General features: G+C 72.3%; 17 protein-coding genes. 3 read left to right on the top strand and 14 right to left on the bottom strand.

Annotation, left to right across the window (positions count from 1 at the left end; translation table 11 throughout):
- Positions 1-53: 53 nt before the first annotated feature.
- The 11 genes from ACFV6E_RS41105 to ACFV6E_RS41055 all read right to left on the bottom strand — a co-directional run bounded on the left by ACFV6E_RS41105 (position 54) and on the right by ACFV6E_RS41055 (position 12,657).
- Positions 54-1,136 (bottom strand): S1 family peptidase, encoded by a 1,083-nt coding sequence (locus ACFV6E_RS41105; protein WP_385468796.1) that lies wholly within the window; start codon positions 1,134-1,136, stop codon positions 54-56.
- Between the two features lie 278 nt (positions 1,137-1,414).
- Complete coding sequence (locus ACFV6E_RS41100) at positions 1,415-2,506, bottom strand: slipin family protein (protein WP_385165882.1); 1,092 nt, start codon at positions 2,504-2,506, stop codon at positions 1,415-1,417.
- A gap of 137 nt (positions 2,507-2,643) precedes the next feature.
- A complete protein-coding gene (locus tag ACFV6E_RS41095) occupies positions 2,644-3,543 on the bottom strand; it encodes a S1 family peptidase (RefSeq protein WP_385165880.1) in 900 nt (299 codons plus the stop codon).
- A gap of 241 nt (positions 3,544-3,784) precedes the next feature.
- The gene (locus ACFV6E_RS41090) at positions 3,785-4,576 is read right to left on the bottom strand and encodes a DUF1684 domain-containing protein (protein WP_385165878.1); all 792 of its coding nucleotides are present in this window, start codon (positions 4,574-4,576) and stop codon (positions 3,785-3,787) included.
- A 23-nt stretch (positions 4,577-4,599) separates the two neighbouring features.
- Positions 4,600-5,943, bottom strand: a complete 1,344-nt coding sequence (locus ACFV6E_RS41085) for an NtaA/DmoA family FMN-dependent monooxygenase (protein ID WP_385468793.1) — start codon at positions 5,941-5,943, stop codon at positions 4,600-4,602.
- Entirely contained in the window at positions 5,940-7,136 is a 1,197-nt protein-coding gene (locus ACFV6E_RS41080; protein WP_385468790.1) for an LLM class flavin-dependent oxidoreductase, read from the bottom strand. Before ACFV6E_RS41080 ends, ACFV6E_RS41085 begins: the two co-directional genes overlap by 4 nt.
- A 57-nt stretch (positions 7,137-7,193) precedes the next feature.
- Entirely contained in the window at positions 7,194-8,165 is a 972-nt protein-coding gene (locus ACFV6E_RS41075) for an ABC transporter substrate-binding protein (RefSeq protein ID WP_385165872.1), read from the bottom strand.
- 77 nt (positions 8,166-8,242) lie between these two features.
- Positions 8,243-9,043: an amino acid ABC transporter ATP-binding protein gene (locus ACFV6E_RS41070; RefSeq protein WP_385165870.1), complete on the bottom strand. Its 801-nt coding sequence runs from the start codon at positions 9,041-9,043 to the stop codon at positions 8,243-8,245.
- Positions 9,040-9,921 carry an amino acid ABC transporter permease gene (locus ACFV6E_RS41065; RefSeq protein WP_385165868.1) on the bottom strand — a complete coding sequence of 294 codons (882 nt, stop codon included), beginning with the start codon at positions 9,919-9,921 and terminating at the stop codon, positions 9,040-9,042. The genes ACFV6E_RS41070 and ACFV6E_RS41065 overlap by 4 nt, the downstream gene beginning before the upstream one ends.
- A gap of 109 nt (positions 9,922-10,030) precedes the next feature.
- On the bottom strand, positions 10,031-11,815 hold the full coding sequence (locus ACFV6E_RS41060; protein WP_385165866.1) for an FAD/NAD(P)-binding protein: 1,785 nt from the start codon (positions 11,813-11,815) through the stop codon (positions 10,031-10,033).
- Positions 11,812-12,657 (bottom strand): amino acid ABC transporter permease, encoded by an 846-nt coding sequence (locus ACFV6E_RS41055; protein WP_385165864.1) that lies wholly within the window; start codon positions 12,655-12,657, stop codon positions 11,812-11,814. Before ACFV6E_RS41055 ends, ACFV6E_RS41060 begins: the two co-directional genes overlap by 4 nt.
- A gap of 570 nt (positions 12,658-13,227) precedes the next feature.
- On the opposite strand from ACFV6E_RS41055, the gene ACFV6E_RS41050 reads away from it, so the two are divergent.
- Entirely contained in the window at positions 13,228-14,202 is a 975-nt protein-coding gene (locus ACFV6E_RS41050) for an ABC transporter substrate-binding protein (protein WP_385165862.1), read from the top strand.
- 225 nt (positions 14,203-14,427) lie between these two features.
- Here the strand turns inward: ACFV6E_RS41050 and ACFV6E_RS41045 are convergent, their stop codons facing one another.
- Complete coding sequence (locus ACFV6E_RS41045) at positions 14,428-15,690, bottom strand: DUF5685 family protein (RefSeq protein ID WP_385165860.1); 1,263 nt, start codon at positions 15,688-15,690, stop codon at positions 14,428-14,430.
- A gap of 290 nt (positions 15,691-15,980) precedes the next feature.
- Here ACFV6E_RS41045 and ACFV6E_RS41040 point away from each other — a divergent pair, with 290 nt between their 5' ends.
- The gene (locus ACFV6E_RS41040) at positions 15,981-16,421 is read left to right on the top strand and encodes a cell division protein SepF (protein ID WP_385165858.1); all 441 of its coding nucleotides are present in this window, start codon (positions 15,981-15,983) and stop codon (positions 16,419-16,421) included.
- 52 nt (positions 16,422-16,473) lie between these two features.
- Here ACFV6E_RS41040 and ACFV6E_RS41035 read toward each other — a convergent pair whose 3' ends face one another.
- Positions 16,474-17,664, bottom strand: a complete 1,191-nt coding sequence (locus tag ACFV6E_RS41035; RefSeq protein WP_385165856.1) for an acyl-CoA dehydrogenase family protein — start codon at positions 17,662-17,664, stop codon at positions 16,474-16,476.
- Between the two features lie 100 nt (positions 17,665-17,764).
- Entirely contained in the window at positions 17,765-19,387 is a 1,623-nt protein-coding gene (locus tag ACFV6E_RS41030; RefSeq protein WP_385165854.1) for an MFS transporter, read from the bottom strand.
- A gap of 498 nt (positions 19,388-19,885) precedes the next feature.
- On the opposite strand from ACFV6E_RS41030, the gene ACFV6E_RS41025 reads away from it, so the two are divergent.
- A complete protein-coding gene (locus ACFV6E_RS41025) occupies positions 19,886-20,923 on the top strand; it encodes a phosphatase PAP2 family protein (protein ID WP_385165853.1) in 1,038 nt (345 codons plus the stop codon).
- Positions 20,924-21,007: the final 84 nt, after the last annotated feature.

The following is a 21,007-nucleotide window of genomic DNA, read 5'->3' as shown; positions in this document are numbered from 1 at the left end:
GGCCTCCCGCGTGCGCGGGAGGCCGGGCTCCGCCGGGAAAACCGGTGCGGCCGTCAGCCGATCTCGGCACCCGTGGCCGACAGCGCCTCCGTCACCGGCTGGAAGAACGTCTCCCCACCGGAGGTGCAGTCGCCGCTGCCGCCGGAGGTGAGGCCGATCGCGGTGTCGCCCGAGAAGAGCGAGCCGCCGCTGTCGCCGGGCTCGGCGCAGACGTCGGTCTGGATGAGGCCGTTGACGATGTCGCCGTTGCCGTAGTTCACGGTGGCGTCCAGGCCGGTGACCGTGCCGTCGTGGACCTGGGTCGTCGAACCGCTGCGGGTCACCTCCATGCCGACGGTCGCGTCGCCCGCCTTGGTGATCGTCTGCGCGGACCCGTCGTAGAGGTCCACCTCGCTCGGGTGGTCCACGTCCGCGGTGTACTTCACCAGGCCGTAGTCGTTGTCCGGGAAGCTGGACAGCTCGTTGGTGCCGATCTGCTGCCCGCTGGAGTCCGACCAGGTCGAGATGGCCTCGGTGCAGTGCCCGGCGGTGATGAAGTACGGCTCGCCGTCCTTGACCACGTTGAAGCCGAGGGAGCAGCGCCCGCCGCCGCCGGAGATGGCGTCGCCGCCCGCGATGAAGGGCTTGAACTCACCCTTCGTACGCTGTAGTTCCGCCGTACCGCCGAGGCCGTCGACGACCTTCGTCAACTTGGCCAGCTGGGCCTTCGAGACCGTACGGTCGGCGGTGACGACGACCTTGTTGGTCTGCGGGTCGGTGGCCCACGAGGTGCCGGGGATGGTCGCGTCCTGTGCGAGCGTCGTCCGGGCGCTCTTCAGATCGGCGAGCGAGTTCTCGACGATTCTGGCCTTGGCGCCGGCCGCCCGGACGGTCTGCGCGGCGGCCTCGTCGAGCACGTTGACCACGAGGTGCTCGGACTTCGCGTCGTAGTACGTGCCCGCGCTGCCGGCACCCAGATCCTTGCCGAGATCCGAGGCGAGCTTTCCGGCCGCCGTGATCGAGAGCGTCCGCGGGGCCGGAGCCGTGGGAGTCTCGCTCGCGTTCGCAGTCTGGAAGGTGACTCCCGCGGCGACCAGTGCGGCGATGCCCGCACCTGTCAGGGCGGCGCGTCGCTTGGGTATGCGTCGGTGCTGCAACTCACGTCCTCCTGTGGGGGGTCGGCCGAGGAGGTTGTGGGGACCCCCGCGACCGGAAGGCGTACAGGCACGGACCCGGCTGACCATAAAAAGCCGCGTCCATGCCAACGGTGCGGCGCCCACTATTCCTAGGCCGACGGGGGGCACACAAGGTCGACTTCAGGACGCGCGTACGACAAAGGGCGCGCGCCCCCTACGCCTTGACCGTGCGTGGTCACACCATGTGAATTCCCTGTGCAAACACTCGGTGCGAGTGATCCCTGCGCAGCCAGTGAGGTCTAGACCTGTCTTGTTCTCGCCCTTGCGGTGTCCGATTCCATCGGCTTCCGCACCTCGGCGACCCGGTCGACGGAGCCCTCGCTTCCGCCGACGGAACCCCCACCTCCGTCGACGTGGCCGGCGCCGGCCGCGTCGATCTCCGGGGGCTTCTCCGGCCGTTCCGACCGCTCCTCCGGCCGCTCCGGCCGCCCGGACTCCCGCTCCCCCGGCGCCTCCGCGCCCTCCCCCTGCCTCCGCACGGCCTCCCGCACCAGCCGGACGACGTCCTCAGGGCTCCGCCCGCTCTCCTCCAGCAGCCGGACGAACTCCTCCGTCCGCTGGGCGGGTCCCACCTGCTGCGCCCGCTCCAGGAACCGCAGCAGCTCCACCGGGAAGGGCAGGACGAGCGTGGAGTTCTTCTCGGCCGCGACCGCCACCACCGTCTGGAGCAGCCGCAACTGGAGCGCCGCGGGCTGCTCGGACATCACCCCGGCGGCCTCCGCCAGCTTCTTGGACGCCTGGAGCTCCGCGTCCGCGTTGATGACCCGGGCCCGCCGCTCGCGGTCGGCCTCGGCCTGCCGCGCCATGGAACGCTTCATGGTCTCGGGCAGCGACACGTCCTTGATCTCGACCCGGTCGATCTGCACGCCCCAGCCGACGGCCGGGCTGTCGATCATCAGCTCCAGGCCCTGGTTGAGCTTCTCGCGATTGGAGAGGAGGTCGTCCAGTTCGCTCTTGCCGATGATCGACCGCAGCGACGTCTGCGCCATCTGCGAGACCGCGAAGCGGTAGTCCTCGACCTTGACGACCGCGTCGGCGGGGTCGACCACCTTGAAGTAGATGACGGCGTCCACCCGGACCGTCACGTTGTCCCGGGTGATGCCGTCCTGCGCGGGCACCGGCAACGTGACGATCTGCATGTTCACCTTGGCCAGCCGGTCCACGAAGGGCACGATCATGGTGAACCCCGGCCCGCGGACCTCGGACCTGAGCCGGCCGAGCCGCAGCACCACGCCCCGTTCGTACTGTTTGACGACGCGCGCCGCCGCCACCACGTACACCGTTGCCACGGACGCGACGGCTACCCCCGCCGCCACCAACTCCTCGACCATCACGGCCCCCCAGGGTCCGAAGTGGGCGTATCGGGCATGTGCTTCGAAGGTAACTCCCACCCCGGACGAGGGCGAGCCCCCGCACGGCTGTCGCGTGCGGGGGCTCGCCTGCTGCCGGCTGCTGCGAAAGAGGAACGTCAGCCGACGCTCACGCCGTAGTAGCTCAGCGCCTCGGTGACCGGCTGGAAGAAGGTCGTACCGCCGGAGGTGCAGTTGCCGCTGCCGCCGGAGGTCAGGCCGTAGGCCACGCTGCCGGAGTACAGGGGGCCGCCGCTGTCGCCGCCCTCGGCGCAGACCGTGGTCTGGATCATGCCGTACACGACGTCGCCGCTGCCGTAGTTGACCGTGGCGTTCAGGGCCGTGACCCGGCCGCTGTGGGTACCCGTGGTGGAGCCGCGACGGTAGACCGTCGTGCCCACGCTCGGGGTGGCCGCGCTGCTGATGGTCTGGCTGCCGACCGTGCTCGGGTGGGCGACCGAGGTGTTGGTGTACCTCACCAGGGCGAAGTCGTTGGTCGGGAAGCTGTAGCTGACGTTCGTGCCGAGCGTGGTGGACTGCCCGGAGTTGGAGTACCAGGTGGAAGCGACCTCACCGCAGTGACCGGCGGTCAGGAAGTAGTACGTGCTCCCGCTGTGCACGTTGAAGCCGAGCGAGCAGCGGTAGCCGCCGCCGTAGATGGCGTCGCCGCCGGTGATCAGCTTGTTGAACTTGCCCGCCGTGTGCTTGATCGTGATCGCGTCGGCATTGCCGCCCGCGTCGCTCTTGATCTGCGCGATCTCGGCGGCAGAGACCGTCTCGTCGACGGTGACGACCACCCGGTTGGTCTTCGCGTCGACCGCCCAGGCGGTGCCCGCTATGTCGGACTTGAGTACCGAGTCGTTCACCTTGTTCAGCTGGGTGGTGCTGAAGGTGTGCACATCCGCTGCGGTCGCCTGGGGGACGGCGAACGCGGCCGCGGCCATGAGTCCGGTGGCGACGGCGGTCAGCCGGGTCCGTCTCGTGACACCGCTACGGGGGGTGGTGCGCTTGATCCTCACGTTTCGTTCCTCCGAAGGGAAGTCGGGGGCCCGCGTGGGGTCGGGGCCCGTGAGGCGCAGCCGGAAGCCCCGCTCGTCCGGATTCCGGACAAGCCGTGCCCCTGACAAGCGCTGAGGGGGAGTATTCGGCCGTACGACCGAGCGGCGCAAGGGCGCCTTTCGGCCGTGCAGCTTTCAACTTGCCCTTGCCCCAGCAGAGTTGATCTCCAGCCTCCGGATGGCCTCTTCCCCGCCGGAAGGATCAGAGCAGCTTGCGCTCACCCGCCTCGACCGCCACACGCAGCGTGTTGCCAGGGGGCGGGAAGGGGCAGATGAAGTGGTCGGCGAAGGCGCACGGCGGCAGCGCCGACCGGTTGAAGTCCACCGTCGTGGCCCCCTCCGCGTCGGGCGCCGCGGGCCGCAGGAACCGGAAGCGGTAACTGCTGTCCCCGCTGGTGGCGTCGGCGAACACGGCCCAGAGCGAGCCGTCGCCCTGCACCGACACCTGGAGGGTGAGGTCCTCCCCGTCCAGCGTGAAGGCGAGGACGCCGCCGAGCCCGAGGCCGCGGGCCCGCCCGTCCGCGTTCTCGACGCGCACCGTGCGGCTCTCGCCGTACGGCGTGAAGTGCCCGGGCACCGACCAGCGTTCGTCGTACGGTGTGGCGTCGATGCCGCGGAACGCCCGCCGTGCGGGAGCGGCCGGGTCGAAGTCGCGTACGCCCCAGACGTCCTCGCGGACCAGGACGACGAACCGCCGCTCGCCGAGCGCGACCCGGGCGGCGGCCGGCTCCGGGTCCGCGGCCAGCCGGATCCCGCCGCTGAACGGCTCGCCGTCGAGCGTGAGTCCGTCGCTCTCCCCGGCGGTCAGCACGACCGCGTCCGCCGTGGCGGCCCAGTGCCCCGGGATGTCCGGAAGTCGCCCCTCCGGATAGTCCTCGAGCCAGTGCGTACCGGTGAGCGAGAGCGGGCCGTAGGGCGCGGACACCGTCTCGGTGCGGCGCTCCCGCCAGCGCGCGAAGTCCTGGGCCGCGTCCGCCGTCAAGTCCGTAGTCATGTGATCAACCATTCCATAAGTGATCAACCATTCCATACCAGGTCGGACAGTCCGAGGTGGGAACGCAGTGTCGGGCCCGTGTACGCGGTGCGGAACGCGCCCCGCTCCTGGAGCAGCGGCACGACCCGGTCCACGAACTCGGCCAGGCCGCCCGGGTCCGGGTGCGGAACGAGGACGAAGCCGTCGGCCGCGCCGGCCCGCACGGACTCCTCGATCGCGGCGGCGACGGTCTCGGGGGTGCCGGTGAAGAAGTGCCGGCCGGTCGCCTCGATCACGGTCTCCCGCACGGACAGCCCCTTCTGCCGGGCCAGGTCCCGCCAGGCCCCGGCGACGGCGAGGGGGTCGCCCGGTCGTGTCCCCGGCACGCGCCCGCCGTCCGGCAGCGGACCGATGTCCGGTACCGGATCGATGTCCGGCAGCGGACCGTCCGGGTCGTACGAGGACAGGTCGGTGCCCCAGACCCGTTCGAGCGCGCGGATCGCCTGCCGCGGCGAGACCTGCCCGCGGCGGATCTCCGCGGCCCGCTCGCGCGCCTCGGCGGCCGTCTCGCCGAGCACGCAGACGGCGTCGGGCATGACCAGCACGTCCCCGGGCGCGCGCCCGTGCGTCCGCAGGCGCTCGGCGAGACCGGCGCGCAGCTCCCGGCCGCACTCCGGCGCGCCGTGCCGGGTGAGTACGACATCGGCGACGGCCGCCGCGGACTCCCGGCCCTCCGGCGAGTCCCCGGTCCGCAGCACGACGGGCCGCCCCTGCGGACAGCGCGGCACGGTGAACTCCCCCGCGATGTCGAAGTACCGCCCCCGGTGGGCGAACGGGCGGGGCACGCCGTCCGGGGTCCAGGAGTCCCACAGCGCCCGCGCCGCGGCCACGAACTCGGCGGACCGGGCGCCCGGGATGTCCTCTCGGCCGGTCCGGTCCCCGGCCGGGGCGATCACGTGCCAGGCGGCGCGGCCGGCGCTGAGATGGTCCAGCGTGGCCAGCTCGCGGGCCAGTCCGTACGGCTCGTGGCAGCCGGTGTCGGCCGCGGCGGCGAGCCCGAGCCGCTCGGTGACGGTGGCGAGGGCGTTCAGGACGGTCAGCGGCTCGGGCCGCCCGGCGGGGCGTTCCTCGTCACCGCTGCCGGCGTCCGCCTCGTGACCGGGTTCCGGATACCCGCCGGGCCTGGCCTCCTCGGCGAGCAGCAGGAAGTCGAACAGGCCGCACTCGGCGGTGCGCGCGAGCCGTTCGTACGCGGCGAAGTCGATACCCGCCCCCGCCTGTGGCCCCGCCCCAACCCGTGGTCCGGTTCCGGCCCGCGGCCCGGTTCCGGCGGCGGGCTCCGTGCCGGGCAGCCGAACCGCGAGGTGCACCTGTTCCCGTACGGTCATGACGCCTCCCCGGCCAGGGCGTACCGCCTGGCGGGGCGGGCCAGGCCCAGGTGCTCCCGCAGGGTGCTGCCCGGGTAGAAGGTGCGGAACAGGCCGCGGTGCTGGAGCAGCGCGACCGTGCCGTTGACCAGCCGTTCCAGGTCGCGGTGGGGTTCGGCGGGCACGAAGTGGAAGCCGTCGGCGGCGTCGGCCTCGTGCCAGGCGGCGACCAGCTCGGCGAGATCGACCGGGCCGCCCCGGTACAGCGGGCCCTGCGCGGTCCGCCGGGGTCCGCCCCCGCCGTGGCCCCGCTCGGCCGCGTACTCGCCGTCCCCGAGGTCGACGCTGAGGGAGACCAGTACGCGCAGACCGTCGGGGTCACGGCCGGACCCGGCCGCCGCGTCCCGCAGTTCGGCGCGGACGGCGCGGGCCTGACCGGGGTCGGCGACCTGGACCAGGGCCACGTCCGCGCAGCGGGCCGCGGTCCGCCTGGCGTGCCGGCCGGTGGCGTCGACGACCCGTATGGGGTGGCCCTGCGGCGGCCGCGGCACCGCCGAGGGCCCCCGCACCGCCGAGGGCCCCCGCACCGACACGGCACCGGGCGCGAAGCCGGCACCCCACGCCACCTCCCGGCCACCGACGGCATGCCCGACACCCTCGTCAGGACGACCGCTGTCTTCCGCGCGGGACCCGTCCACGACGACACGTCCGGCGTCACCGCCCCTGCCCCCGCCTGCGCCCCCGGAACGGCCGGTGCCCCGGATCTCCTCGCCGCTGTCCCAGAGTCGGGCGGCGGCGTCGGCCACCTCGCCCGCCTCCCGCCACAGGTCCTCGGCGGACGCCGCGTGGCGGCGGCCGAAGAGCCGGGCCTCGCCCTCGGTGGCCGACACGTCGAGCTGCCAGCCGGCCCGGCCGCGGCTGACCCAGTCCAGGGTCGCCACGGCCGCCTGGACGTGGAAGGGCGCGGTGTGCGTGGTCGTCACCGTCGGCACCAGGCCGATCCGGCCGGTGGCGGGCGCGGCCCGGGACAGGACGGCAAGCGCGTCGAAACCGGGCCGGGCGAAGGTGTCGCCCAGCGTCACGAAGTCGAGGGCTCCTCGCTCGGCGAGCCGGGCCCGTGCCACCGGGTCCACCGGGGACGCGGCGCCGTACGCCGTCCGCTCGTCGAGGGCGGCGGCCAGGTGCAGCAGCCCCCGGCCGTTCCGTGCGGTCATGGGAGAACCTTCTCTGTGGGGACTTCCGGGACTTCTGCGGATGACTGCATGGGCGGGCTACGACTTGGTCCTGGGCAGCCCCGGCGGGTTGATCTCCGACTTCTCCACGGCCTCGCCCGTCAGCCCCCAGCGCTTCAGCACGCGCGCGTAGGAGCCGTCCGCGATGACGTGGTCGATGGCCGCCGCGTAGGCGTCGACCAGCCCGCTGTCCTTCTTGGTGGTGGCGGCGATCAGGCCCTGGAGTCCGTCACCGGCGCCCGAGAGGGTGCCGGCCACCCGGGACTGCCCGGCCGACGCCACGTGGTACGAGACGGACGGGCTGGGTCCGAGGTAGGCGTCGATACGGCCCGACTGGAGCGCCAGGTAGTAGTCGGTGTCCTTCTGGAAGTACTTGACGATGACCGGCTTCCGGCCCGCCTCGCGGTTCCGCTCGCTCCAGTCGAGGAGGATCTTCTCCTGATTGGTGCCGGAGGCGACGGCGATGGTCTTGCCCGCCACGTCCGCGGGCTCGTCGACCTTCCAGGAGGTGCCCTTCTCCGCCTCGAACGCGATGTTGTCGAGCCGGTAGGTCGCGAAGTCGTACTTCTCCTTGCGCTCCTCCGTGACGGTCACGTTGGAGAAGACGGCGTCGAACTTGCCGCTGTCGAGCCCGACGAACAGGTTCTCCCAGGAGACGTCCTCCTGGCGCACTTTCAGGCCGAGGGTGTCGGCGACGAGGACGGCCAGGTCGAGTTCGGAGCCGATGCGGGTCTTGTCGTCGGTGGCGAAGAAGCCGAGCGGCGGCGAGGCGTCCGCGCTCAGCCCGAGCCGCAGCGTGCCTCTCTCGCGGACGGCCGCGGGCACGAGCGCGGCGGCCTTGTCGTCCTTCTCGCCGCGGATGCGGTTCTGGTCGGGGCCGATGTTGATGCCGCCGACCTTGTCGGTGCCGGATGTGCCGGTGGCCGCGTCGCTGTCACCGCCGCAGGCGCTGAGCAGGGGCGCGGCGGCGAACGCCGCGACGGACGCGGTGAAGAGACGTCGGGAGATCATGCGCGTGACTCCTGATGAGGGTCGGTGGAGCGGTACGGGGCGGTCACTTGTTCATCGGATCGGCCGGCCGATCCGGTTCACAGCACCTTGGACAGGAACGCGCGGGTCCGTTCGTGGTGCGGCCGGTCGAGTACGTCGCCGGGAGCGCCCTGTTCGACGATGCGGCCGTCGTCCATGAAGACCACGGTGCCGGCGACCTCACGGGCGAAGCCGATCTCGTGGGTGACGACGATCATCGTGGTGCCCTGGTGGGCCAGGTCCTTGATGACGTCGAGCACCTCGCCGACCAGTTCGGGGTCGAGCGCGGAGGTCGGCTCGTCGAAGAGCAGCAGCTTCGGCTCCAGGGCGAGGGCGCGGGCGATGGCGACGCGCTGCTGCTGGCCGCCCGAGAGCTGACGGGGGTAGGCGTCCGCCTTGTCGACGAGCCCGACCCGGTCGAGCAGGGCCAGCGCGTTGTCCTCGGCGTCCTTGCGGGGGCGTTTCAGCGCCGAGACCGGGGCCTCGGTGATGTTCTCCACCACGGTCAGGTGCGGGAAGAGGTGGAAGTTCTGGAAGACGAAGCCGATCCGGGTGCGCTGCTTGAGGATCTCGCGTTCGCGCAGCTCGTACAGCTTGTCGCCGGAGCGCCGGTAGCCGACGAGCGAGCCGTCGACGCTGATCCAGCCCTGGTCCGCCTTCTCCAGGTGGTTGATGGTGCGCAGCAGCGTGGACTTGCCGGACCCGGAGGGGCCGATGACGACGGTGACCTCGCCGGGCCGCACCCGCAGATCGACGCCCTTGAGCACCTCGAGGGAGCCGAAGCTCTTGTGGACGGACCTGATCTCGACCATGGCGGTGGCCGCATCCGTGTCCGTGCCGGTGTCCGTGGGCGCGCTCATCGGGCGGTTCCCTTCGCGAAGTGTCGTTCTGTGTAGTGCTGGAGGACGGAGAGCGCCGTGGTCAGGAGCATGTACCAGGCGGTGGCGACCATCAGGAGCGGGACCACCCGGCCGTTGCGGCCGTAGATCACCTGGACCTGGTAGAAGAGCTCGCCGATGGCCATCACGGAGACGATCGAGGTGCCCTTGAACAGGGAGATGACCTCGTTGGCGGCGTTGGGCAGGATCGAGCGCATCGCCTGCGGGAGGACGATCCGCCTGATCTGCCGGAGCTTCGGGATGCCGAGGGCGGCGGCCGCCTCCAGCTGCCCCTGGTCGACGGCCAGGACTCCGCCGCGGACGATCTCGGCGGCGTAGGCGGCCTGGTGCAGCGCGAGGCCGAGCACGGCCGCGCTCATCGCCCCGACCAGGCCCATGGTGTCGAAGGAGTAGAAGCCGGGCCCGAACGGGATGCCGAACCGCAGCTCCTTGTAGAGGTAGGCGAGGTTGAACCAGAACAGGAGCTGCACGATCAGCGGGATGGAGCGGAAGGCCCAGATGTACGCGAAGGCCACGGCCTTCAGGAACGGGCTGGCCGACAGCCGCATGAACGCGAGCGCGATGCCCAGGGCGAAGCCGAGGGCCGTGCCGTAGACGGTCAGCTGGAGGGTGGTCCACACGGCCTTGAGGACGACGTCCGCCGTGAAGAACTCGGCGAACACCTCCCATTCCCAGCCGGGGTTGGTGGCGAGGCCGTGCGCGAACTGCGCGAGCAGCACCGCGGTCACGACGACGGCGGCCCAGCGCCAGGGGTGGCGGACGGGCACGATCTTGAGGGTGCCGAGGTCGTCCGGCTCGGCGGCCGTCTCGGCGACGGGTGGATCACTGGTCAGCGACATGGCGTCCTCGGGGGCGCGAAGGGATGCGGGGCGCGGCGGGCCGCGGCGCGCACAGGGCTGCGGCGCGCGCAGGGCTGCGGCGCGCGCAGGGCTGCGGAGGTGGCGGGCGTCAGGCGGCGGCGCGACAGGACAGCGCGCGCAGGAACGCGAGCGCGGCGCGGGCCGTCGCGTCGTTCTGCCGGAACGCGGGACCGCCGGTGCGCGGCCGGGTGAACGCGCCGGAGCCCCGGGCGTCGGTGTGCGGGCCGAGCGCGAAGCGCCGGGGATGCGGGGTGCCGGAGCGGTCCAGGACGCGGCCGTCGGCGGGGTCGACGGCGAGCAGCCCCTCCGGCGTGGTCGCGGCGCCGTCGGCGTGCAGTTCGCGCAGCAGCGGATCGCGGGCGCGCTCGACCGTGGGGTGCGGCAGCCGCGCCTCGACGAGCGCGCGGGCCTCGACGCGCGCTCCGGGGACGGTGGCGCTGCCGGCCCGGAAGACGCCGTCCTCGGCGGTGACGGTCATGTCCGCGCCGACGAAGTTGAGAATCCCGGCGCGGGACAGGGCGAGCAGCTGGCGCAGCCGGGGGCCGGGCGGCCCGGACGCCAGACAGCTGAAGAAGCCGTGCCACCACGGGCCGACGTCGCCGAGCCGGACCAGTTGCCCGTAGACGGAGAGCAGCCCGAAGAAGACCCCCCAGTCGGCGCTGCGCGCCGGGTCGTAGCGCGCGTCCAGGTCCCTCTGTACGTAGCCGCGCAGTCCGTCCTGGAGATCCGCGTACGAGCCGTACCGCACCCCGTCCAGGGGGCGGTCGAGCGCGGCGAGGTCGAGCCGGTCGGCGGGGTCGGGCACGGCGGACGCGACCAGCGCCTGGACCTCGGCGCCGTCGCCGGGTGCCGCCGCCGCGTACCTCTCCTCGAAGTCCGCCCAGGGGACCCGGGTGCGCTCGGGGTGGGCCGTGAACAGCCGGTGGTAGTGGGCGAAGCCGAGTTCCTTCTCGACCAGCGGCCACACGTCGCGCCGGAAGTCGAACCCGCCCGCCCGCGCGCGCAGTGCGTCGATCTGGGCCGGGCCGAGGAAGCGGGGCAGCGGCGGACGGTCGCCGGTCAGCTCGTAGCCGATCTTGGAGTGGTACGGAACGCCGCGCCGGGAGCCGACGTACAGGACGGGCTCGCGCCCCGAGGGCACGTAGACACCGTTCTCGTGGCGGCCGCCGCGGCCCTGCGTGAGCAGCACCATCAGGTCGACGAAGGCGAGCCCGAAGCCGCGGACGAGGACCGGCTCGCCGGGCGCGAGCGCGGACAGGTCGCTGTCGGCGGTGAAGTCCGGGGGCAGGTGCACCAGCCCGTGCCGGGCCGCGTACGCGGCGAGCGCGCGCTGTTCGTCGTCGAGTTCCGCGTCGAGGTGACCGAGCGTCAGGACCACCAGGTCGGCGAGGAGCGGCCGGGGCCGGCCCGCCAGCCACACCTGCTGGCGGCCTTCACGCGGGCCGCTCACCCGCACCGCCCGCCGGGGGTGGTGGCGGACGGTGATCCCCGGCGGCAGCGCGGCCACCGTCCGCTCGTACACCCAGCGCAGGTACGCGCCCTGCCGCCGCCGGTCCGGGAAGTGCCGTGCGTCGAGTCTCGCCCATTCGTGCAGGGTGGGTCCCCCGGTGACGGGCCCCTCCATGGCGACCGTCTCGTCGGTGAACATGGTGACGTCCCGCGCCTCGGAGTTCATCCACAGCAGCGGCGACTGCTCCTCGCGCCAGATGCGCCCGCCGCCCGGCGGATAAGGGTCCACGAGGTGGATGTCGAGGCCCTCGCGCGCGTAGAGCTCGGGTGCGTTGGCGGCGATCCGCTCCAGCAGACCGGTCCCCCGCGGCCCGGCGCCGACGATGACCAGGGACGGGCGCGGGCCCGCCGGCGTCCCGGTCACCGGCCGCGCTCCGCCCCGCGCGCGTAGTGCTTCTCGACGTAGTACTGGCCGACGCTGAGCACCGAGGTGACGACGACGTACCAGAGGGTGGCCACCATCAGCAGCGGGATGACCTGGTAGGTGCGGTGGTAGACGAGCTGCACCGAGTAGAGCAGGTCCTGTACGGCGATCACGCTGACGATGGAGGTGCCCTTGAGGGTGCCGATGAGCATGTTGCCGGCCGGGGGCACGATGGAGCGCATGGCCTGCGGCAGCACGATCCGCCACCAGCGCCGCCACCGGCTCAGGCCGAGCGCCTGCGCGGCCTCGATCTGCCCGCGGTCGACGGAGAGGATGCCGCCGCGGACCACCTCGGCGGCGTACGCGGCCTCGTGCAGGGTGAGGCCGATGATCGCGACGGTGACCGGGCCGAGCAGGTTCACCGTCTTCACGCCGAGGAGCGTCGGGTACAGCGCTCCGATGTTGAACCAGAACAGCAACTGCACCAGGATCGGCATCGACCGGAACAGCCAGACGTAGCCCCAGCTCACCGCGCGCAGCACGGGGTTCGAGGAGAGCCGGGCGGCGGCGAGCAGGGTGCCGAGGGCGAAGCCGAGCGCCGTCACGAGCGCGGTCAGCCAGAGGGTGAGCCAGAGACCGCGCAGCACGGCGGCCGAGGTGAAGTAGTCGCCGACGACGTTCCATTGGAACGCCTCGTTGCGGACGACCGAGTCGACGGCGAGCGCCAGCAGGACGAGGACGGCGACGGCGGCCGTCCACTGGCCGGGGCGACGGCGGGGGACGATGCGCGGGGGTGCCGCATCTCGCGGTGCGGACACCTTGGCGAGGGTGTCGGAGGACATGTGAAGGCTCCGTGATGCATCGGGTCGAGCACGGATGGCGCCTTCACACAGGGCCGGGCGGACCGCCGCGCGGGCGGGTCCACGGCCGAGCCCCTCAGCACGGCCGTCCGCCCGAGAGTACGGGGCCGTTTCCGACCGCTGTCAAGGCTGTCCACACTGTGAGCCGTACGTCTCAGGGCAGTTGACGGGGAAACGGATGCCTGTTGCACTTGTGCCCATGCATCCGCAGCAGTGGCTGGTCACGCGCTCCCACATCGACTTCGGTCGAGTGTGGTCCTCCTCCTGTTGAGCTGACCTCCCGCACCCCCGGACCCCGGTTCCGGCCACGAGTGCCCACGCTGCTTCTCCGGCGCCCGAGCGCCGTCCGCCCACGCCTTCACACGCGTTCTCCGCGCTCCCCTCGCGCGGCCCCCACCCGTTCTGCCGCGTTCTCTTCGCACGCCGGTCCGCCGCACGGCGCGCCCTCGCCTGCCGTCGGCGCGCTCCCGCCTGCCTGCTTCCGTCGCTTTCTGCCGTCTTGTGCCGTCTTGTGCCGTCTTGTGCCGTCTTCCGCCAGGAGTTCCGTACGCCATGAGTACGTCCAGCGCGTTCCCGCGCCCCCCTCGCCGTCGCCGCCTCTTCGTTCCCTACGCCCTGGTGACCGCCGCGGCGCTGCTGCTGACGGCGTGCGGCTCCGGCGACGCGGGAGGCGCGGGCGCCGGAACGGACGCCGCCCGGGCGGCGGGCGGTGACGGGATCCCGACGACGGACGTGGTGTCGTCCCTCAAGAAGGATTCCGAGGCGGCGGCGCTGCTGCCGGCCGGTGTCAAGAAGGTCACCCTCGCGTTCACCGTGTCGGGCCAGCCCCCGGGCACCGCGTACCTCGACGACGGCAAGACCCTGGCGGGCCAGGACATCGACTTCGCCGAGGCGGTCGCGAAGACGCTCGGCATCACGCTCGACCGGCAGTCCGCGAGCTTCGAGGCGATCCTGCCCGCCCTCGACAGCGGCAAGTACGACGTCGGGGTGGGCAACTTCGGGGTGACCGACGAGCGCCGCAGGACCATCGACTTCGTCACGTACATCAACGACGGCCAGGGCTTCGCCGCCCGCGAGGACAGCGAGCTGACCAAGGTCACCGACCTGAAGCAGCTCTGCGGGCTCAATGTGGCCACCGGGGCGGGCACCACGTTCGAGGCGACGCTGGAGGAGAACAAGAAGCTCTGCACGGACGCGGGGAAGAAGGCGTACGAGGTGCGGACCTACAACGAGCAGGGCGCCATCTGGTCCTCGCTCCAGCAGGGGCGCAGCGATGTCGTGATGAGCACGATCAACGGTCTGCGGTACGCGGTGGCCCACCAGGAGGGCCTGAAGTTCCTCAACGAGTACCACCGTCTCGACGTCGGCTTCGCCTTCAAGAAGGGCACGAAGCTGGCGCCCGCCTTCCAGGCCGCCGTCGACAGGCTGATCGCCGACGGCACCTACAAAAAGATCCTCGACAAGTGGGGCACGACCGGCTCGGGCATCGAGAAGTCGCAGATCTCGCCCCCGGAGATCAAGGACTAGCCGGACCCCGGCCGCGGCGGTTCGCGGCATCCCGTACGTGTGGACGTGGCGCGGCCCACCGCGGCCGCGCCCGGCGAATGCCTCACGCGCCCGCCCCTTGTTCCGCGCGCCTGGTGAGCGCCGGGCGTGCGGAGCAAGTGGAGCGACCGGTGGGCGCCGGGCGCGCGAGGCATTGTGCGGGCGCCGGGTGCGCGACGCGTTCCGTCGGCGCCCGGCGCGCCCCGGTCAGCAGTCGCAGGCGCAGCACTCACAGCACTCGCAGCACGAGCAGGCCTCACAGCAGTCGCAGCAGTCGCAGTCGCAGTTGCTGCACCAGCCCTCGCGCTTCTGCCCCGACCAGGGGCCCTCGTACTCGTCGGCGCAGCACACCTTGCAGGTGCAGCAGAGCCCGATGGCCACCGCGCAGCCCGCCAGCAGCCCCCGCTTGCCGGACCCGGGCGGCCCCGGCGGCGGCCCGAAACCACCGCCCCCGGTGTACGGAGTGCCTCCCGTGTACGGATTGCCCCCGGTGTACGGATCGCGCGTGCCGGGAGCCCCGTACGGACCGCCCGGACCGCCCGGACCGCCGGGACCGGGCGGCGGTCCGAACGCCCCCTCGGCCCCGGCCGGGTGGTGCGCCGTGTGCCCGCAGCTCTCGGTGCCGAAGGCGCGGTCCACCGACCGGCTCAGCTCGTGTGCGAGCAGCAGGTGCGCGAGCCTGCCGTCGGTGAACTCGACCTCGCGCAGCGCGAGCCGGATGCCGTGCAGCGCGTCGTCGGCGAGCCGGCGGGCCTCGGTGAGCGGGGTGCCGGTCGCGGCCAGCGGGTTCCAGGCGCCTGACGCCGCGTCGGCCTCCCGGTCCTCCACGGCGTCCAGCAGGTGCGCGAGCCGGCCGAAGAGCCGGCCGGCCTCGGCGAGCGGTTCCGCGTTGCCGGGCCGCCCGGCGAGGACGGCGGTGTGCGCGAAGGCCGCGGCGGTCGCGGTCTCGGTCGGCTCGGTGACCGCGAGCAGCGGGGTGCCGGGCCCGGCGAGCGCTTCGAGACCGGCCTGCCGCTCCACGGCGTCGACGAGGACGGCGGTGTCGAAGCCGATCGCCGTACCGGTGCGCGCCCCGGCCCGGTCCCAGCTCGCCGCCACCCGGCGCGCCGCGAGCGCGACCGGTCTGCGGGCCAAGAGGCCGTCACCGTCGGTGACATGGTCGCGGACTTTCGCGGAGGCGAGGACGAGCGAGACGGCCGCCGCGAGCCGGGCGCCCTCGCCCTTGGCGACGGAGGCGGTGCGCATGCCGCGCAGCGGACAGGGACCCGCGGTCCGCCGCCCTCCCGTGGTCCGCTCGGCCTGAGCCTCCGTCAGGACCGAGACCAGAAGGCCGTCATAGTTGGTGACAATCCGGGCGAACTGCCCGTGATCTCCGCGCAGTGCGAGGCACAGCCCGCACAAGTGCGCCATCCACTGCGCCTTCAGACCCTCACTCAGACGGTGACGGCAGGGCCGGACGATTCCGAACACGACACTCCCCCGTGCCTCGTACAACGTGCGATCGCGGCATCGTATCGACCCCTTCGTTCACCCGTACGCACCGCCCGTCACCCGTACGCCGCGATGAATCATATTTCACTCCTAGTCACTAGCCGTTTATCGCACGGCCCTTGGGAAACGCGGGCTCTCGACGGATGCGCTGTGCACCAGTACCGTCACGAAACCCCCGCGCGGCGTCTATCCACTTGGCGCGACATCCGCATCATGGACGACCATGGGGATGCGGAAAGCAAGAAAGACCGCTGTGAGAGGAGGCGTCCATGGGATCGGTGCGCAAGGCGAGTGCCTGGCTTGGCCTCGTCGACGACAACAACGATGACGAGCGTTACTACGACGACGACTACGCCGAGGGACAGGAGTCCGGCGGCGATGCCTGGGTCACCGACCCGCGGGTGAAGGTCGCCTCCGACACCGCGGAGGAGAAGGGCCGCCGGATCGGCACGGTCACCCCGGACAGCTTCCGGGACGCCCGCGGCATCGGCGAGCTCTTCCGGGACGGCATCCCGGTCATCATGAACCTCACGGCCATGGAGCCCGCCGACGCCAAGCGCGTGGTGGACTTCGCGGCCGGCCTGACCTTCGGCCTGCGCGGCACGATCGAGCGGGTCGCCAACCGGGTCTTCCTGCTGACCCCGGCCCACACCGAGATCGTCAGCGGCGAGGCCGGCCGGCGGACCGACGGTTTCTTCAACCAGAGCTGAGGCAGGGCCGCTCACCGGCCCGCCTTCCGGTGCACGGCCGCGGGGACCGTGGTCAGCGGAAGGCGTCAAGTCCGGTGAGCGCCTTGCCCAGCACGAGCTGGTGCATCTCGACGGTGCCCTCGTAGGTGAGCACCGACTCCAGGTTCGTGGCGTGCCGCATCACCGGGTACTCCAGCGAAATGCCGTTGGCGCCGAGGATGGTCCGCGCGGTCCGGCAGATCTCGATCGCCTCCCGTACGTTGTTCAGCTTGCCGAAGCTGACCTGTTCCGGGCGCAGCCGTCCGGCGTCCATGCGCCGCCCCAGATGGTGGGCGAGCAGAATCCCCTTGTGCAGTTCGACCGCCATGTCGGCGAGTTTGGCCTGGGTGAGCTGGAAGCCGCCGATGGGCCGCCCGAACTGCTCGCGCGTCTTCGCGTACGCCACCGCCGCCTCGAAGCTGGCGCGCGCCGCGCCCATCGCGCCCCACACGATGCCGTAGCGGGCGTGCGACAGGCAGCTCAGCGGTCCCTTGAGCCCGGTGACGCCGGGCAGCACCGCGTCGGCGGGCAGCCGTACGTCGTCCAGGACCAGTTCGCTGGTGACGGACGCCCGCAGTGACCACTTGTGCTTGATCTCCGGCGCCGAGAACCCGGGGGCGTCGGTGGGGACGGCGAACCCGCGGATGCCGTCGTCGGTCTGCGCCCAGACGACGGCGACACCGGCCACCGATCCGTTGGTGATCCACATCTTGCGGCCGCTGAGCACCCAGTCGGTGCCGTCGCGCTTGGCGTGGGTGCGCATGGAGGCCGGGTCGGAGCCGTGGTCGGGCTCGGTCAGCCCGAAACAGCCGATGACCTCACCGGCGGCCATCGACGGCAGCCAGCGCTGCTTCTGCTCCTCGGACCCGAAGCGGTGGATCGCGTACATGGCGAGCGAGCCCTGTACGGAGACCAGCGAGCGGATCCCGGAGTCGGCGGCCTCCAGTTCCATACAGGCGAGCCCGTACTGCACGGCGCTGGCGCCCGCGCACCCGTAGCCCTCCAGCGACATGCCGAGTGCGCCGATCCCGCCGAGTTCCCGGGCCAGTTCCCGGATGCCGGGCAGTTCGCCCTTCTCGTACCACTCCGCGACGTGCGGCAGCACCCGGTCGGCCGCCCAGGTCCGCACGGTGTCGCGGATCGCCAGGTCCTCGGCGTCCAGGAGGTCGTCGATGCCCAGCGGGTCGGCGGGGTCGAGGGGCGGCAGCTTCACGGACGGGGACACGGGCAGCCTCCGGGACGGAAGGTGAAAACTAGCAGTGCTAGTCACGATGTCGGGCCGACGTTACGACGCAGTGTCCCGCAAGTCCAGGCAGCGGCCGGGCTCAGCCCACCGACTCCGACTCGCGCACCGGGACGGCCGGCGCCTCGCGCGGCGCGGGCACCTCCGCCCGGGACTCCGCGGCCGCGTCGCACTCCATGGCCCGCGGCAGCCGCAGCGCCAGCACCGCGCCGAGCAGCAGCAGCCCCGCGCTGACCAGCAGCGTCACATGCAGTCCGTGCACGAAGGAGTCCCGCGCGGCGTGCCGCAGCGCCACCCCGGCGTCGCCGCCGAGCTGCGCGGCGACCTCGTACGCCTCGCCCAGGGAGTGCCCCGCGGCGGCGGAGTCGGCGCCCGGGACGCCCGGCACCGAGGACAGTCCGGGCGCGTACGCCGCGTTCATCACGCTGCCGAGCAGGGCGATGCCGATCCCGGCGCCGAGCTGGTAGGAAGTCTCGCCGATCGCGGCGGCGCCGCCGGCCTGCGCGGGCGGCGCCTCGCTGAGCATGGACTCGTAGGCGCCGAAGAGGGTGGTCTCCAGGCCGAAGCCGAGCAGGACGAAGCCGAGGAGCAGCAGAGAGGTGTTGTCCGCCGCGCCCATCGCGGTGAGCATGACCACCGCGGCGGCGGTGAGGCAGAAGCCGAAGCAGACCATGGTGCGCGGGCCGAAGCGGCGCAGCATCCGCGCCCCGGCGAGCCCCGCCGCCATCGCGGCGACGGTCAGCGGCAGCAGGCGCAGCCCGGTCTGCAACGGCGAGAGCTCGAGGACGAGCTGGAGGTACTGGGCGGCGATCAGTTCCAGGCCGACCAGCGCGAGCATGGCGAGGACGATGCAGCCCACCGAGGTGCTGAACGCCGGTCTGGCGAACATCCCGAGGTCGACGAGCGGGTGCGCCCGGCGCCGCTGCCGCCGCACGAAGCCGGCCAGCAGTCCGGCGCCCGCCAGCAGCGGCAGCAGGGTGACCGGGCCGAGCGGTGTCTCGCCGCCGCCGAGCCGCTTCACCGCGAAAACCAGCGCGAAGAGCCCGGCGGCCGCCATGAGGGCGCCGACGACGTCCCAGGGACCGTCGCGGTCACCGGTCGACTCCGGCAGCAGCCAGCGCCCGACGGGCAGGCTGACCAGCATCAGCGGGATGTTGACCAGGAAGACCGAGCCCCACCAGAAGTGTTCGAGCAGGAACCCGCCGAGCAGTGGTCCGACGGCGGCCCCGACGGCGGCGACGGCGCTCCAGATGCCGATCGCGAGGGCCCGCTCGCGCCGGTCGGGGAAGACCTGGCGCAGGATCGACAGCGTCGCGGGCATGATCATCGCGCCGCCGACGCCCAGCAGGGCGCGCGCCCCGATGAGGGTCTGCGCGTTGCCGGCGAAGGCCGCGATCGCGGAGGCGACGCCGAAGAGGGCGTAGCCGAGCAGCAGGATCCGTCTGCGGCCGACCCGGTCGCCGAGGGTGCCGAAGAGGATGAGCAGCGCGGCGCAGACCAGCGGGTAGATGTCGACGATCCAGAGCAGTTCTATGCCGCCGGGCCGCAAGTCCTCGGTGACGGCGGGCACCGCGACGTGGAGCACGGTGGCGTCGAGGGCGACGAGGAGCAGGCTGACGCACAGCACCACGAGGACGACCCAGCGGTTGGCACCGGCCCCGGCCTCCCGACGGCGACGTGCGGCGGCCGTGGTCGTCCCGGACATGTACGTACCTCCCAGATGTTCCCTCGCGTTCGGCGGATCCGCGGGTGGGGACTCCCTGCGGCACGGCCCGGGGAGGAGCGGTGTCCCGGGCCCACGCATCGAAAGGCGAGTGAGCCGACAGAGTACGCGAGTCCTTGCGGCCGACGAGTGGCGGACCTCTCACGTTCTCCCCGCCGGCGGTGTGGTCTACGCCACTCGTCGGCCGCGCACGGCCTCGGCGGGGGCGCACGTGACCGGTCCCGCGACCGGCTTTTCAAGATCGTTGGCGGCCGCCCCGGTGAGCACCCGGGAAATGGGGAGGCACGGTTCGGTGAACGAATTTATAATGGCCACGAAACACCGGCGGAGAATGATCAATGGAATTGAAGGCGCGACCCGGCGGCGAATATGCAATCCAAAGAAATAAAGCGTCGCCTGAGAGCAATCCCACATCACATCGTCATCACAAAGCCGGTGATTGGGGCGGGAACAGAGCTCACTCGCTGTAACGTCGATTGGGTGCGTACCGAACGAGATCTCACCCGTCTGGACCGGGTCTTCGCCCGGCTGGACCGTGAGCCGGAACGACCGGCCAACATCCATGTGCCGCATATGAGCAGGCACCGGATCGTGCTGCTCGCCGCCACCCTGGCCTTCTACCTGGCCATCGTGTGGGCCGTGGCGATCACGTCGTGGCTGGTCCGGCTCGACTGGCAGGTCATGTTCTTCCGGCCTTATCAGCAATGGCCGGAGATTCACGCGTTCCTCGACTACTTCGTGGTCCTCGGCCAGCGCGGCCCCACCGCGGTCATGGTCTGCGCCTGGCTGGGCTGGCGTTCCTGGCGGCAGCACACCCTGCGTCCGCTGCTCACGCTGGGCACCTCGCTGCTGCTGCTGAACCTCACGGTCGGTGCCGCCAAGATCGGCATGGGGCGCCTCGGACCGCACTACGCGATCACCATCGGCTCGAACGAGATGGGCCTGGGCGGCGACATATTTCCTTCGGGGCACACCGCGAACGCCGTGGTGACCTGGGGCATCCTGGCCTATCTGGCCTCGACCCCGCGGGCCAGGCGCTGGCTGTCGGCGCTGTCCGCGGTGATCGCGCTCGGCGTCGGCCTGACCACCGTCTATCTCGGTACGCACTGGCTGAGCGACGTCCTGCTCGGCTGGGCCGCGGGGCTGCTGATCCTGCTGGCGCTGCCGTGGTTCGAGCCGCTGATCGCCCGCGCCGAGGTCTGGATCCTCGCCGCGCGCGAGTCCTGGCGCGGCCGCCGCGGCGCGCTCGCCCCCGCCCCGGCCGCCGGATCCGCCGGTTCGCCGGTCGGCACGCCGGTCATGGTCGCGCAGCCGCCGGCCGCGGACGGCGAGGTCACGGCACGCGAGACGGTCGCGCCGGCGCGTCCGCCCCGGTCCGCCGCGCACCGCTCACCGGGAGCGCACCCGGGACGTTCCGAGCGCACCCCGAGCACGCCGGCCGGCAGCCGCAGGCCGCCGCACTCGGACCGGGTGGCCCGCACCACCAGCACCTCGGCCCGCCCGGTGACGGGCGGCTGAACGTTACGGCGGGGGCCGGTACGCACCACCCACCCCCGCGACGGCGAAGGCCCCGGCACCGGCAAGACGGCGGTGGCGCTGCAC

Source organism: Streptomyces sp. NPDC059785 (genome assembly GCF_042732375.1).
Taxonomy (GTDB): domain Bacteria; phylum Actinomycetota; class Actinomycetes; order Streptomycetales; family Streptomycetaceae; genus Streptomyces.
This window is presented reverse-complemented; position numbering and strand designations above follow the sequence as displayed.